This is a genomic window from Nocardia sp. NPDC051030 (genome assembly GCF_040683015.1).
Classification (GTDB): domain Bacteria; phylum Actinomycetota; class Actinomycetes; order Mycobacteriales; family Mycobacteriaceae; genus Nocardia.
Window position 1 is genome coordinate 29506 of the sequence record NZ_JBFBCD010000006.1, and the last position, 15273, is coordinate 44778.

A 15273-nucleotide genomic window follows, 5' to 3' on the forward strand; every position below is an offset into this window, starting at 1 on the left:
GCTGACAACACCCGTTATCAATGTCAAGGCCCAGTGTTGAGCGGGAATGTGTCGTGCCCGCTTCGCTAGTCGGTGAGCACCCGACTGCCGAGCCCCGCGACCAGGAGTAATTCGGTGCAGTGGTCGACGAGTTCTTCGCGGGAAGCCTTGATATTGCCCGAAAGCCAAGCCGCGAAGACGATGCCGAGGCTGCCGGCCAGGCTGGTCGCGATGAGCGCCTGCTTGGTGCGGGTGGTGCCGGGCGGGAGGTGGCCCATGGCAAGTTTGGTGAAAGTCGGTGTGGTCAGGATGGTCAGGGCGCTCAGTTCCGGATCGCGCAACGGCTCGACCAGCAGCATGCGCCCCTTGCGGGGATCGTCCAGGGCAAAGGAAACGAAGGCTTCCACCGTCGCGCGAGCCTGTGCGGCGGGCTCGCCACCGCTGTTCCTCAGCGATTCGGTCAGCGTGATCTGGGCTTCGGCGGCGAGTTGCCGGTAGAGCTCGGCGAGAAGTTCCTCGCGATTGGCGAAGTTCTCGTAGAAGTAGCGGGCGGTGAGGCTCGATTGGCGGCAGACCGAGCGCACCGTGACGGCGGCACTGCCTTCCGCGCCGACGATCTCGAGTGCTGCCTCCAGTAGGCCCGTCCGGCGTGACTGTCGCCGTTCGTCTTTCGTGGTGCCCAGCCACATGCCCTTGGGCTCGGCATCGTCCGATGTCGTTGTCATCACCGCCTCCTTTCCGCTCACCCTAGTCGCCGTCGATTGGTGACCTGAGTCACAGGGCCAGATATTGACTACGTATGTTATCAACCCTACTGTGATCACACGCGTTATCAACCTTGCGACGGCGCGGATTCACTGAAGGACAAGGAGGTCCGTCATGACGGACAGAGTGTTCGTGGTCGGCGTCGGAATGACGAAGTTCGAAAAGCCCGGTAGCCGCAAGAACGAAGACGGCACCGATTGGGACTACCCGCACATGGCCAAGGAATCCGGTACCCGCGCGCTCGCGGACGCGGGTATCTCCTACGACCTGGTGGAGCAGGCGTACGTCGGCTTCGTGTACGGCGAATCCTGCTCCGGCCAGCGCGCGGTCTACGAGCTGGGCATGACCGGCATCCCCGTGGTGAACGTGAACAACAACTGTTCGACCGGCTCCACCGCGCTGTACCTGGCAGCGGAAGCCATTCGCGGCGGCCGGGCCGACTGCGTACTGGCCCTGGGCTTCGAGAAGATGCAGCCGGGTTCGCTGGGCTCGACCTTCAATGACCGTGAACAGCCGGCCATGCCGTTCCTGAACGCGCTGCTCGAGAAGTACGAGGCGCACTTTCCACCCGCGCCTTGGATGTTCGGGTGCGCCGGGCGTGAACACATGGAGCGGTTCGGTACCACCGCCGAGCATTTCGCCAAGATCGGCTACAAGAACCACAAGCATTCGGTGAACAATCCGTACTCGCAGTTCCAGGACGCGTACTCGCTGGAGGACATCCTCGGCTCGCGTGAGGTGTACGCGCCGTTGACCAAGCTGCAGTGCTCACCCACTTCGGACGGCTCGGCCGCGGCCATCGTGGTCAGCGAGTCGTTCGTCGAGGCGCACGGCCTTGCCGCACAGGCCGTCGAGATCGTCGGTCAGGCCATGACCACGGACAGTGCCTCCACCTTCGACGGCACCGCGCGCAATGTCATCGGCTACGACATGAATAGGCAAGCGGCCGAAAAGGTTTACGCACAAGCCGGTCTGGGTCCCGAGGACTTCCAGGTCATCGAGCTGCACGACTGTTTCTCCGCCAATGAATTGCTGCTGTACGAGGCATTGGGCCTCTGCCCCGAGGGTGGGGCCGCCAAGCTCATCGACGACGAACAGACCACCTACGGCGGCAAGTGGGTCGTGAACCCCTCCGGCGGGTTGATCTCCAAGGGACATCCTTTGGGCGCAACGGGTTTGGCGCAATGTGCCGAGCTCACCTGGCAGCTGCGCGGCACCGCCGACAAGCGTCAGGTCGCCGATGTCACCGCCGCCCTGCAACACAACATCGGCATCGGCGGGGCCGCCGTTGTCACCGCCTATCAGCGCGCCGAGCACTGATTCACCGACTCGCACCACCGAAATTCGAACGAGGAGTACAACAATGGGACACATCGAGGTCGTCAGGGAACTGCCCGCCACCCCCGAGGCGCTGTTCGCCATTATTTCCAACCCCGCCACCTGGAGCGACTGGTTCTCCATCCACGAACACTGGCTGGAGGAGCCGCCCGCCACTCTGGAGACCGGCGCGAAGCTGGTAGCCAAAATCCTCATGCTGGGTATGGCGAACAAGATCGAGTGGACCGTCGGCACGGTCGAAGCTCCCGGACTGCTTGTGCTCGGTGGCACCGGAATGGCGGGTGTGAAGTGCGGCTTCAGCTTCGCCATCGCCCCGGCCGCGGCGGGCTCCACGGTCACCGTCAGCGGTGATTTCGAGGGTGCGCTGATCAAGGGCGCGCTCGGCAAGGCCGCCGAGAAGGACGGTGCCAAACAGCTCGACAAGAGCCTGGCCAAGCTCGCCGAACTCGCCGCCACCGCAGCCTGATTCGACGGGCGGCGACAGATCATGGCCGAACATCACGAGTTCGACGACAGCGGAATCGACATCTGGACCGAGCAGGAGAGCTTCGAGGTCACCCGGGAACGGATCGCGGACTACGCGGCCGCGACCAATGATCCCATCGAGGCACACCGCAGTGGTGATATCGCCTCGCCCGTTTTCAGTATCGTCCCGGTCTTCGAGACGATGATCGCCCCCGCATTCGATGTGTTTCCCATCGCAGCTATCCCGCGAATCGTGCACGGCGAGCAGGACTTTCACTACATTCGCGCATTGCGACCGGGCGACAAACTGCTCACCCGCGCGAAGATGACCGGCTACGAGGGCCTGGACAACGGCACCGCGGCAACGACTCTGCTCGAGACCCGGACCGTGGACGGTGAACTGGTCGGCACCCAGTACGTCACCTCCTTCGCGCGAGGAATCAACGCGGGCAAGACGATCGGCACCCTGGCCCCCGCGCATCGGTTCGACGAGACCCTGCGCGCGCAACCGCCGGTCGCCACCGTGGCCCAGCAGGTGGATCAGGATCAGACGTTCCGCTACGCGGGGCCCTCCGGCGATCCGAACCCCATCCACCTGGACGACGAGGTCGCCAAGGACCTCGGCCTGCCGGGCATCATCAACCACGGTCTCTGCACCATGGCGTTCACCTCGTGGGCGGTGCTGACCACGGTCGCGGCTTCGGATGTGCGACGGCTCAAGCGATTCGCGGTGCGGTTCGCCAAGCCGGTGCTGCCGGGGCAGCCCATGGAGACCGTCATCTGGCGGCGGAGCTCCGAAAACGGCGAGACCGCATACCAATTCGAGACCACGGTGAACGGCGAAGTCGTGGTCAAAGACGGACTCGCTGTGATCGTCGACGTCGCCGCGATCGGCTGATCACAGTGCCGCCGTGGCACACGGGATACGCGTGGGCCACGGCACTTTTCACAAAAACTCTCTCAGTAAAGGAGCTGCCATCATGGGAGCACTCGAAGGACGCGTAGCAGTTATCACCGGTGCGGGCCGCGGCATCGGCCGTGAACACGCACTGCTGTTCGCCAAGGAGGGCGCGGCCGTTGTCGTCAACGACCTCGGTGGCGCTACCGGCGGAGACGGCGCGGACGCCGGTCCCGCCCAAGACGTGGTGAACGAGATCCGCGCCGCAGGCGGCCGGGCCGTCGCCAATACCGAGAATGTCGCGACCTGGGACGGCGCCAAAGTACTTGTGGAACAGGCTATCGCGGAGTTCGGCCAGTTGGATGTGGTCGTCAACAATGCGGGCATCCTGCGCGACGGTTTCGTGGCGGGGCTGTCCGAGGCCGATTGGGATGCTGTCATCGCGGTGCACCTCAAAGCCCACTTCTGCGTGCTGCGCCATGCCGCCGAGTACTGGAAGAGGCAGAGTAAGGCCGGAAATCAGCCGAGTGCCGCGGTGATCAATACCGCCTCCGGCTCCGGTCTCACCCTGCCCAATCCAGGCCAGACGAATTACGGTGCGGCCAAGGCCGGTATCGCCGCGCTCACACAGGTCGCGGCCGACGAGCTCGAACGCTACGGCGTGCGCGTCAATGCCATTGCGCCCATGGCCCGTACGCGGCTCACCCTCCAGACCCCCGGTATGGGTGCGATCCTCGAGGCACAGCTGGAAGAGGGTGGTTTCGACTACTTCTCGCCCGCCAATATCGCTCCCATGGTGGCCTACCTGGCCACCGCGGACTGCCCGATCAACGGCAAGGTCTTCGCGGTGCAGGGTGGCGCCATCTCCGAGCTCGGCGGCTGGCACCACACCAAGACCATCGAGACCGAAGGTCCCTGGTCGATCGACAATATCGCCGAGCAACTGGCCTGAGCGGCAAAGACCATGGACGATTTCAGCGTCGTTATCGACGGCCCGCACAGTGTCCCGGACTATCGGCATCGGATCGAGGTCCGGTGATGAGCATCGTGCGGCGGGCCTGGGACGAGGCGCAGTATCTGCGGCAGTGCGTGAAAGCCGGTGTGCTGACCGTGGAATCGCCGCGACGGATCGCCCGGATGGCGGCGGGAGTGCGCCGCTTCGGGCTGATCGGCGGCGGGCTGTCGGTGGCGGCGGAACGCTTCGGCGACCGTGCCGCGCTCATCGATGAGCTCGGATCGGTGAGCTTCGCCGAACTCGACGGCGACACCAACGCGCTCGCGAATGCCTGGCGTGCACGAGGATTGCGAGCCGGTGACGGTGTGGCCATCCTGATCCGCAACCATCGCGGATTTCATCGCGCGGTATTCGCCGCCGCCAAGTGCGGGGCTCGAATCATCCTGCTCAATACCGATTTCGCCGGACCGCAGATTCGTGAGGTGGCCGAGCGGGAAGGTACGGACCTGCTCGTCCACGACGATGAATACACCGAGCTGCTCGGTGACCTCGTCCCGCGGTTCGGGCGGTATCGCGCCTGGATGGAGGCCCCTGGCGCGGACACCCTCGACGCCCTCATCGCGGCGAGCCCGCGCGATGCGCCACCGAAACCTACTGTGCCACCCCGTATTATCCTGCTCACCAGCGGAACCACCGGCACCCCGAAGGGGGCGCCGCGCCCGGAGCCGCGTTCCCTGGCACCGCTCGGCATGCTCCTGGAACGCGCGCCGTTCCGGGCGGGCGAGGTCACCGTGTGCGCCGCACCGATGTTCCACACCCTCGGCTTCACACACGCCGTGCTGGCGGTGACGTTCGGCTCGACCCTGGTGGTGCGGCGCAGATTCGACCCCGCCGCCACCTTGGCCGGGATCGCGGAGCACCGGGCCAGCGCCCTGATCGTCGTTCCCATCATGTTGCGGCGTCTGCTCGACCTCGGCGACGAGGCCCGTGCCCGCCTGGACCTGTCCTGTCTCCGAGTCATTGTCGTGGCGGGATCGGCCCTGGGTGCGGATCTGTGCGTGCGGGCCACCACTGCGTTCGGTCCGGTCGTGTACAACGTGTACGGCTCGACCGAGGTCGCCTATGCCAGCATCGCCACCCCGGATGATTTGGCGGTGGCACCCGGCTGTGTCGGCCGCCCGGTCCGTGGCGCGGTGGTCCGCATCGTCGACGACCGTGGCATTCCGCAGCCGACGGGCCTGACCGGACGAATCTTCGTCGGCAATGCAGTCCAGGCCGAGGGCTATACCGGTGGCGGCGGCAAAGAAATGCTCGACGGCCTCATGTCCTCCGGGGACGTAGGTCATTTCGACGCGGCCGGTCGCTTGTTCGTCGACGGCCGGGATGACGAGATGATCGTATCCGGCGGCGAGAATGTCTTCCCCGCCGAGGTGGAAGAGCTGCTTGCCCAACACGATTCGATCCTGGAAGCGGCCGCCCTGGGCATCCCCGACGACTACCACGGTCAGCGCTTGCGGGCCTTCGTAGTGCTGCGCCCGGGTGCGTCCCTCACCGAACAAGACGTTCGTGAGTACGTCCGCGCCCACCTCGCTCGCTTCAAGGTCCCGCGCGATGTCGTTTTCCTCGATCGTTTGCCCCGCAACACCACCGGCAAGGTACTCAAACGAGTTCTGCTGGAACCTTGACTACAGCCGTTTCAAGGTAAAGAATTCTTACCAGTAAAGAGATTGAACCGTCCATCGGGATCTCTCCGACACCGATCGAGGGCGATAGGAGCACGACGTGTACGAGACGATGAGCAGACTGCGCGCGGTTCGCCGGCTCAAGCCGGATCCGGTGCCGGACAAGGTGATTCAGCGTGTGCTGCAGGCCGCGGCGTGGGCTCCGTCGGGTGGGAACGTGCAGCCTTGGCGGGTGGTTGTGGCTACCGCGCCGGAGGTCAAGCAGGCACTGGCCGATATTTACCGACCCGAATGGGAACGGTATTCGGCGGGGTACGCGGCACATGCGCCGCAGGACGCACAGGCCCGCGCGGCATTCCAGCGGAATCTGGATGCCGGGAACTATCTGGCCGCACACCTGCAGGACGCACCGGCGATTCTGGTGTTCTGCTTCGATCCGCGCCGCATGGCGATCACCGATATGGCCCTGGACCGGGTCAGCGTGGTCGGTGGTGGGTCGGTGTATCCCGCCATTCAAAATCTCATGCTGGCGTGCGTCGCCGAAGGACTCGGCTGCACTCTCACCACGCTGCACTGCCTGCGCGAAGACGCGGTGAAAGAAGTACTCGGGGTACCGCCGGAGTGGGGGACCGCAGCCATGATCCCGATCGGATATCCCGTCGGTCGCGGGCACGGTCCGATTACGCGCCGACCGCCGGGTGAACTCGCGTTCCGCGACCGGTTCGGTACCCGATGGGCACCCGAGCCGCAGGGCGCGGCAGGCAACGACGGGACGGCGACATGAGCGCGGAAATCGGCATGAACCGGCAATCGATTCTGGAGAACACCATGACCGACACCTCCGCGATTTCGATCGACGAGCTCGAGCGGGCGGCTGCGGAACTGGCCGAGCTGGCCCGCGCCCAAGCCGAGGACATCGAGCAGCAGCGTTGTCTGCCAACCGAACTCCTGGATCGATTCCGCAAATCCGGCCTGTTTCGAATGGGTGCGCCCGCGACCATAACAGGTCCACAGGCCCCGCCCGCGGTGTTGTTGGCGTGTGCGGAGACTGTCGCCGTCGGTGACGCGGCGGCCGGTTGGTCCGTCGCGATCGGTTCTACCTGCAGCCTGCTGGCGGGATGGCTGCCCCTGGAAGGTGCCGGTGAGATCTTCGGTGATCCGTACGCCGTCGCGGCGGGAGTCGGCGCGCCGACCGGCACGGCTCGCCGGGTACCCGGCGGCTACCGCGTTTCCGGCCGATGGGCGTTCGCCAGCGGAATCATGCACTCGGACTATATGTTCGGCGGCTGCATAGTTGAAGCCGACGACACCAACGCACCGTCGATCCGTTCGATGGGGATGTCCTGCAAAGAGATTCGCGTTCTCGATACCTGGCATACCAGTGGCCTACGCGGCACCGGCAGCCACGACGTGGTCGCCGAAGACGTGTTCGTACCCGAACATCGGAGCATGTCGCTGCTCGATCAGCCGGTTTCGACCGCGAGGCTGTACCGGTATCCGGTGGTCGCGTTTCTCGCACAGGCCGTCGCGGCCGTCGCGCTCGGCAATGCGCGCGGCGCGATCGACGACCTGTCCGGGCTGGCAGTGGGCAAGTCCGCGGTGGGATCGTCGAAGACGCTCGCGCAACGCTCCGCCACCTGGGTCGAGGTCGCACAGGCGGAGGCCGCGCTGCGGGCCGCGCGCGCACTCTTCTACGACGCGATCGAACGGGCCTGGGTGGCAGCCGAATCACCGGAGCCCGTCTCACTGGAGCTGCGTGCCGGGCTGCGGCTGGCGGCGACACATGCCGCGAAAACCGGTGCCGAAGTGGCGAAGTCGATGTACGACCTCGGCGGTGGCACCGCCATCTACGACCGCTCACCGCTACAGCGGCGCTTCCGGGACGCGCACGCCATCACCGCACACGTGCAGGTCAATCCCGCCTCCTGGGAGCTGCCGGGCCGCTTGCTGCTCGGTCAGCCGACCGCGACGGCGATGTTGTGACCGTGGACAGCGCCATGGTCGCCGCCGCCGACTACCGCGACGCGATGGCCCGATTCGCCAGCGGCGTCACCATTGTCACCACCGCGGACGAGTCCGGTCGGTGGTTCGGGTTCACCGCGAGTTCCTTCACCGCACTGTCGATGGATCCGCCCTTGATCCTGGTCTGCCTCGCCCGCACCGCGCGCTGCCACCCGGTTTTCCGTGCGGCGCCGAGGTTTCGGGTCAATGTGCTCGGACTCGAACACGAGCAACTCGCGGTCCGATTCGCCACCAGTGGTGCGGACAAGTTCGGCGGCAATGAATTTCACGCCGACCCGGAGAGCGGCCTGCCGGTGCTCGAGGGTGCGCTGGTCGGTCTGGAGTGCTCCACCACCGATATCACCGAGGGTGGGGACCACACCATACTCATCGCACGAATCGAGGCCGTCGCGCTGCGTCGCGACGGTGTCCCAGCGGTCCACGCGGACCGGCGCTTCTGGGATCTCGTCCCACGCCGAAAGGACCAGCAGTGAGCAACAATCCGGCCGAGGACCTCACCCAGCGTTTTCACGCCGACGCCGGGGCGCGCGCGTTCGCCCTGCTCGGGGACAAGTGGACACTGCTGATCCTGCGCGAGTCGGTGTACGGCGTGCGCCGCTTCGGGCAGTTTGCCCGCAACCTCGGCATCCCCAGACCGACACTGTCGGCGCGGCTTTCGATGATGGTCGAGACGGGACTGCTCGACCGGGTCCGCTACCAGGACGATCCCGAGCGCTTCGAGTATCGCGCCACGCAGGCCAGCCGCGATCTGTTCCCGGCCGCGGTGATGCTCACGCACTGGGGCGACACCTATCTCGCTTCTCCGGAGGGGCCCGCGATCGTGCTCCGCCACCACGAGTGCGGCGAGCCGATCGATCCCGCTCTCATCTGCCGGACCTGCGGCAAAGAGATCAATACCCACAATGTCACCGCCGAACCCGGACCGGCGTTCGCGGACACCGAGCCCGACATTCAGACCTAGGCGAGCCGGTCGATGGCCGTCCGTTCGCAATGGCGCGAAAGAGGAACCATGTATTCGACACTGACCAAGCAGCTGCAGTCCGCCGGCGCACGGCTGGCCGAGCGATATCCCTCGCCCGTCCGTCCGCTGGCCACGCCACCGCCCGGTAGCGAGCTGGCCCCCGTGCTCGGCCGCCACGGACCACCGGGAATCGGCTTCTCGCTGAACATGATCAGCGATCAGGTGGCCCTGATCGAGCAACAGCTCGATAGATTCGGGCCGGTCTCCTGGATCGGCGGGCCGGGCCGATCCGCCGTACTGGCGGTGGGGCCCGAAGCGGCCGAAACCGTACTGTTGGACCGGGACAAGGCCTTCTCCGCGGAGCGGGGTTACGGCTTCGCCATCGGCCCGTTCTTCCGTGGCGGCATCCTGCTGCGCGATCTCGATGACCACAAGTATCACCGCCGCATCCTGCAACAGGCCTTCACCCGCCCGCGGCTGGTTGGCTATCTCGACATCACCACCCCTGCCATCGAGCGCCGCATACATTCTTGGGAGCCGGGATCCGGGTTCCCGTTCTATGTGCGAAGTCGAGAACTGTTGCTGGACATAGCCACCGAGGTATTCCTCGGCTCCGACCTCGGACCCGAATCCACGCGCATCGAACAAGCCTTCATCGACACGGTCCACAGCGCCACCGCCATCGTTCGCACCAATGCGCCGGGCGGATCCTGGTCGCGGGGGCTGCGCGGGCGGCGGGTGCTCGAAGAATATTTCCGGCGCGAACTACCCGTCAAGCGATCCAGCGACAGCAATGATCTGTTCAGTGTGCTGTGCCGCACCGCAAGTCAGGAGGGGCATACCTTCTCCGACCAGGACATCGTCGACCACATGATCTTCGTGCTGCTGGCCGCATTCGACACCAGCACCATCGCACTGTCGATGATGACCTATCAGCTCGCGAAGAACCCGCAGTGGCAGGACCGGCTGCGCGCGGAATCGCTGGCGCTCGGCAAATCCACCCTCGACTACGACGACCTGGACCAGCTGCCGTCGATGGATCTGGTGTTCCGGGAGTCGCTGCGCATGAACGCGCCCGTCGGCGTGCACTTCCGTGAAACCGTCAAGGACACAGAGATTCTCGGGCAGTTCGTCCCCGCCGATACCCTGGTCATCGTCCCGCCGTACGCCAATATGCGGCTGGACAGATGGTGGCACGATCCGGATACCTTCGACCCTGAACGATTCTCGCCGGAGCGGGCCGAGGACAAGAGTCACCGCTACGCCTGGGCCCCGTTCGGCGCGGGCGCGCACAAATGCATCGGCCTCTACTTCGCAGGCATGACGGTCAAGGCGATCATGCATCAGATGCTGCTGGGCTATCGGTGGAGCGTCCCGGACGATTACGACGTCCCGCTGGTGTGGGGGACCGGACCAGTTCCGTCCGACGGCCTTCCGATCGATTTCGTTGCCGCGCCGGTCGATGCCGCACGGAGCGCGACCTCATGAAGCTGCGGGACAAGGTTGTCGTGGTGACCGGGGGCAGTCGCGGGCTGGGTAAGGCGATGGTCGAAGCATTCGCTGCCGAGGGTGCGGACGTCGTGATCGCCAGCCGCAAGCTGGATAGCTGTGAGCGATTGGCGACCGAGATCCGCGAAAAGTACGGCACACGAGCTCTTTCGGTGGCATGCAATGTCAGCGACTGGGCACAGTGCGACGCACTGATCGAAGCGGTCTACGCCGAGTTCGGCCGCGTCGACGTATTGGTCAACAATGCCGGACTCTCGCCCCTGTATCTGAGCTTGGATCAGGTCGGCGAAGCACTGTTCGACAAGGTTATCGGCGTGAATCTCAAGGGGCCCTTCCGATTGACGTCGGTGATCGGCACGCGGATGGCTTCGGGACCGGGCGGATCGATCATCAATATCAGCTCGATCGGAGCGATCCGCGCCGATGGGCAAGCATTGCCCTACGCCGCGGCCAAGGCCGGACTCAACACTCTGACAGAGGGATTCGCGCAGGCATTCGGGCCGACGGTGCGGACCAACGCGATTCAATGCGGTCCCTTCGCCACCGACATCGCCGCGGGCTGGCCGGACGGGTTGCGCGAACGACTGGAAGCCGGTCTCGCCCTGGGCAGGGTGGGGGATCCGGGCGACATCGTCGGCGCCGCACTGTATTTCGCCACCGACGCGTCGTCGTTCTGTACGGGCGCGATCCTGCGCCTGGACGGCGGCATGCGGTAGGTCGACTATCAACCGAAAAGGAACATCGCTATGGCTTGGGATTTCGACACCGATCCGGAGTTTCAAAGAGAACTCGACTGGGCCGACGAATTCGTTCGCACCGAGGTCGAGCCGCTCGATCTCGTCTTCAAGAACCCGTTCGACAAGAGCGATACGGCCGCAATGTCGTACACGCAGCCGCTGAAAGACGCGGTGAAGCGGCGTGGCCTCTGGGCGTGCCACCTCGGGCCCGAGCTCGGTGGCCCGGGATTCGGGCAGCTGAAGTTGGCGCTACTGAACGAGATTCTGGGTCGCTCGGTATGGGCCCCGTCGATCTTCGGCTGCCAAGCCCCCGATTCCGGCAATGCCGAAATCCTCGCCCACTACGGCACTCCCGCGCAGCAGGCCGAGTACCTGCGACCGCTGCTCGACGGTGAGATCGGCTCCTGCTATGTGATGACCGAACCACACGCGGGCTCGGACCCGACCCTGTTCACCACCCGTGCTGTCAAGGACGGCAACGACTGGGTGATCAATGGCGAGAAGTGGTTCAACTCCGAAGCTCGGCACGCGAGCTTCTGGATCGTGATGGCGGTGACAGACCCGGAAGTCAGTGCATACCGTGGGATGTCGATGTTCATTGTCGATCCCCGCACGCCGGGAGCGGAGATCGTTCGCGATGTGACTGTGCACGGATTCAGTGAGCACGAGGCCTACACGCGATTCACCGATGTGCGCGTACCTGCCGAAAACCTGCTCGGACCCCAGGGCGGCGCGTTCGCGGTCGCGCAAACCCGGCTCGGTGGTGGACGAGTGCACCACGCGATGCGCACCGTCGCGCAGATCAACAAAGCCTTCGACCTCATGTGCGAGCGCGCGGTCAGCCGCCCGGCCCGCAATGGCACTCTCGGCGCCTTGCAGATGACGCAGGAGAAAATCGCCGACAGCTGGATCGAGATGGAACAGTTCCGGCTACTCGTCCTGCGCACAGCTTGGCGTATCGACAAATACCAGGACTATCGGAAGGTGCGAAAGGACATCTCCGCAATCAAGGCGGCCATGCCCAAGGTGATGCACGACGTCACCCAGCGCGCGCTGCATCTGCATGGTGCACTAGGTGTTTCGGATGAAATGCCGCTCGCGGACATGCTGCTCTACTCGGAGATCATGGGTCTGGTCGACGGGCCCACCGAGGTGCACAAGATCACCGTCGCCAAGGAAGTTCTCGCGGAATACGCACCGCACGACGGCCTGTGGCCCTCGGGTCACCTGCCCGGTCTACGAGACAAGGCACGTGCACACGTCGCGGCACGGCTCGAACACCGAGTGGGGCAGCTCTGACGTTTCCACGCGCACCCCAAACCCGAACCCTGAACTGGAGCAGCGATTTCGGTCGAACCGCCGACGACATGTTCCGCTTCGCCGTCGCATGGGTCGATTACAGGGGCGGCCCCGAAGCGGATATCTTCGAACAATTCGGCGTCCCCGCTTCCGAGTTCTACCGCCGCATCCAGCTCCTGCTGACCACCTATCAACCGCTTCCCCTATCGCCGCCGAAGGATCGAAGTCGCACGCCGACCGTCTGCGCGGGTCGGCGGTGCCGTGAGAACTGTTCAATGCAGCGCCCGTGCCGCTCGCTGGAGTGGGCGGTCCTATGTGTCGCCGATCGAGCACGAGATGCGCTGCGAAAACCAGTCCATCACCGCCTGGGATTCACATCCGGGCAGGTAACCAATCCTGGGGCAGGTCAAAACCCGGGGAGGTTCATTACGCAGTACGGCCCGTGTGGGCATCGGTCGCAGATCGACGCCACAGCGGGAGCGGTCTGGTTTAGCTCGAGTTGTAACTCGACGCCGTTGTGGGCCGAGATTTTCTCAGGAGGGTGTCGGCCGCTGGACTAGCTATCCTGTTTTGTAGAGGCCGCTGAGCTGGGGAGTTAGCTGACAGCAACCCCCAATGGTGCGAACCTGCGACCTGTGACGTGGCGTTTGTCTGATCCGGGATTGGGTACAAAAATGGGTACCTAGCCTGACCTGGGGGAAAGGTCAGGCTAGGTGGTGCCCTCGGCGGGGCACAATATGGATGGGAACGGTACCGACCAGCATCTTCTCGGCGGGCATTTGGTTGTGGAGGCCGATTTCCCGTTGCGATTACCGCCGCAACGGGGGATGGCTCTGCTCGAGTGTTTGGTATCAGCCGTAGATTGCGTCGATGTCGGCTTCGTGGCGCTTCAGGACGGCGGGGCGCTTGAGGGACAGTTTCGGGGTGAGTTCGCCGGTTTCCTGCGTCCATTCGGCATCGAGGATATGGGCTCGCTTGATTTGTTCGGCCTTGGAGACGCGGGCATTGGTGGCGGCTACGGCCTGGTCGATATCGGCAATCAGGTCTGGGTGTGAGATCAGGTCCAGCAGTGGCGTTGCGGTGGGTACGTTGTGGCGGTGCCTCCATCCGGGCAGGGCGTCGCGGTCGAGGGTGATGAGAACGGCGATGAAGGGTTTGGCGTCACCGATGACCATGCATTGGCTGATCAGGGGGTGAGCGCGGAGGGTGTCTTCGAGCAGGGCCGGGGACACGTTCTTGCCGCCTGCGGTGACGATGATCTCCTTTTTGCGGCCGGTGATGCAGATATAGCCGTCGGAGTCGATGGCGGCGAGGTCGCCGGTGTGGAACCAGCCGTCGGTGAACGATTCGGTGGTGGCGTGCGGGTTGCGCCAATAGCCTTGGAACACAACGGGTCCGCGTACGAGTAGTTCGCCGTCGTCGGCGAGGCGAACGTCATGTCCGGGGAAGGGCTGTCCGACACTGCCGAGGCGTTGATTGCCGGTTTCGTGGCCGTTGAGGGTGATTGCGGCGGTGGTCTCCGTGAGGCCGTAGCCCTCGGCGATGCTGACGCCGACGCCACGGTAAAAGTGCGCGAGGCGCTCGCCCAGGGGTGCGCCGCCGGAGAGAGCGTAGGCGCATTCGCCGCCCAGGATCGCGCGCAGCTTGCCGTAGACGAGCCGATCGAACAGGACGTGTTCGGCGCGCAGCCACAGGTTCGGGCCGCCGGTGTCGAGGGCACGACTCCAGGCGACGGCGATATCAGTGGCGCGGTCGAAGATCCGGCCCTTACCGCTGTCGTGCGCGAGTTGTTTCGCGGTGTTGTAGAGCTTTTCGAACACGCGCGGCACGGCCAGCACACCGGTGGGGCGAATGATCGCGAATTGTGCGGGCAGGTTGGACCAGTCGCTGGTGTGGGCGACGATTACGCGATTCTCGAAGGCCGCCAACGAGATCGCGTGCGCGAGGATATGGGCCATGGGCAGGAAGAGCAACGTCCGCGACCCGGGGGCGGTGAAGGACGGTAGCCGGGCGGGACCGCAGGCGGCCATGGCGCCCAGGTTGCCGTGGGTCAGCGGTACGCCCTTCGGCTTGCCGGTGGTGCCTGAGGTGTAGATCAGCACCGCGTCCGAAGCGGCACCGAGTTGTGCCCGCCGGGAGGTCAATTCGGTGTCCGGGACTTCTCGACCGCGTGTGATCAACTCGGCGATCGCGCCACCGTCGATCCGCAGTGTCTCGCGCAGCGGCAGACCCTCGGATGCCTCCGCGGCGACGGCAGCGTGGGTGGCCTGCTCCACGATCAGCAGCTCGGATCCGGAATCCTCGAGCACCCATCGCACCTGTTCGGCCGCCGAAGAGGCGTAGATGGCGACCGTGACGCCGCCCGCGAACCAGATCGCGTAGTCCAGCAGAACCCACTCGTAGCGGGTGTCGGACATGAGCGAAACCCGATCGCCCACATGCACTCCCGAGGCGATGAGTCCCTTGGCGACGGCGCGTACCTGGTTGGCGAATTCGGCGGCGGTGACCTCCGACCAGTCCCCTCCGCTGGTCGGGGTCAGGAAACACACCGAATCAGGGTGTTCACGCTCGTTACGGGTGACCGCGTCGGCCATGCATTGGTCGTCGGAGATGACGTAGCTGGCGGGCACACTGAATTCACGCATGGGTAGATATCTCCGGGA

At 65.0% G+C, this 15273-nt stretch carries 14 protein-coding genes; 12 read left to right on the top strand and 2 right to left on the bottom strand.

What is annotated here, in order from left to right:
* Positions 1–65: 65 nt before the first annotated feature.
* Positions 66–704, bottom strand: coding sequence for a TetR/AcrR family transcriptional regulator (locus AB0N05_RS21100; protein ID WP_364696679.1), 639 nt, complete (start codon positions 702–704; stop codon positions 66–68).
* Positions 705–858: 154 nt separating this feature from the next.
* Here AB0N05_RS21100 and AB0N05_RS21105 point away from each other — a divergent pair, with 154 nt between their 5' ends.
* From AB0N05_RS21105 to AB0N05_RS21160, 12 genes are all read left to right on the top strand, one after another.
* Positions 859–2064, top strand: coding sequence for a lipid-transfer protein (locus AB0N05_RS21105; protein ID WP_364696682.1), 1206 nt, complete (start codon positions 859–861; stop codon positions 2062–2064).
* A 43-nt stretch (positions 2065–2107) separates the two neighbouring features.
* Positions 2108–2548 (top strand): SRPBCC family protein, encoded by a 441-nt coding sequence (locus AB0N05_RS21110; RefSeq protein ID WP_364696685.1) that lies wholly within the window; start codon positions 2108–2110, stop codon positions 2546–2548.
* Positions 2549–2569: 21 nt separating this feature from the next.
* Entirely contained in the window at positions 2570–3445 is an 876-nt protein-coding gene (locus tag AB0N05_RS21115; RefSeq protein ID WP_364696688.1) for a MaoC/PaaZ C-terminal domain-containing protein, read from the top strand.
* Between the two features lie 82 nt (positions 3446–3527).
* Entirely contained in the window at positions 3528–4397 is an 870-nt protein-coding gene (locus tag AB0N05_RS21120) for an SDR family oxidoreductase (protein ID WP_364696691.1), read from the top strand.
* Positions 4398–4483: 86 nt separating this feature from the next.
* Positions 4484–6085 (top strand): acyl-CoA synthetase, encoded by a 1602-nt coding sequence (locus AB0N05_RS21125; RefSeq protein ID WP_364696694.1) that lies wholly within the window; start codon positions 4484–4486, stop codon positions 6083–6085.
* Positions 6086–6182: 97 nt separating this feature from the next.
* Positions 6183–6866 carry a nitroreductase family protein gene (locus AB0N05_RS21130; RefSeq protein ID WP_364696697.1) on the top strand — a complete coding sequence of 228 codons (684 nt, stop codon included), beginning with the start codon at positions 6183–6185 and terminating at the stop codon, positions 6864–6866.
* 44 nt (positions 6867–6910) lie between these two features.
* A complete protein-coding gene (locus AB0N05_RS21135; protein WP_364697887.1) occupies positions 6911–8065 on the top strand; it encodes an acyl-CoA dehydrogenase family protein in 1155 nt (384 codons plus the stop codon).
* Positions 8062–8577, top strand: coding sequence for a flavin reductase family protein (locus AB0N05_RS21140; RefSeq protein ID WP_364696700.1), 516 nt, complete (start codon positions 8062–8064; stop codon positions 8575–8577). The genes AB0N05_RS21135 and AB0N05_RS21140 overlap by 4 nt, the downstream gene beginning before the upstream one ends.
* A complete protein-coding gene (locus AB0N05_RS21145; RefSeq protein ID WP_364696703.1) occupies positions 8574–9065 on the top strand; it encodes a helix-turn-helix domain-containing protein in 492 nt (163 codons plus the stop codon). Before AB0N05_RS21140 ends, AB0N05_RS21145 begins: the two co-directional genes overlap by 4 nt.
* Positions 9066–9113: 48 nt before the next feature.
* A complete protein-coding gene (locus AB0N05_RS21150; RefSeq protein WP_364696706.1) occupies positions 9114–10553 on the top strand; it encodes a cytochrome P450 in 1440 nt (479 codons plus the stop codon).
* Positions 10550–11290, top strand: coding sequence for a glucose 1-dehydrogenase (locus AB0N05_RS21155; protein WP_364696709.1), 741 nt, complete (start codon positions 10550–10552; stop codon positions 11288–11290). The genes AB0N05_RS21150 and AB0N05_RS21155 overlap by 4 nt, the downstream gene beginning before the upstream one ends.
* A gap of 30 nt (positions 11291–11320) precedes the next feature.
* Entirely contained in the window at positions 11321–12610 is a 1290-nt protein-coding gene (locus AB0N05_RS21160) for an acyl-CoA dehydrogenase family protein (RefSeq protein WP_364696712.1), read from the top strand.
* An 851-nt stretch (positions 12611–13461) separates the two neighbouring features.
* Here AB0N05_RS21160 and AB0N05_RS21165 read toward each other — a convergent pair.
* Positions 13462–15255: a long-chain fatty acid--CoA ligase gene (locus AB0N05_RS21165; protein WP_364697889.1), complete on the bottom strand. Its 1794-nt coding sequence runs from the start codon at positions 15253–15255 to the stop codon at positions 13462–13464.
* Between the last annotated feature and the right edge of the window lie 18 nt (positions 15256–15273).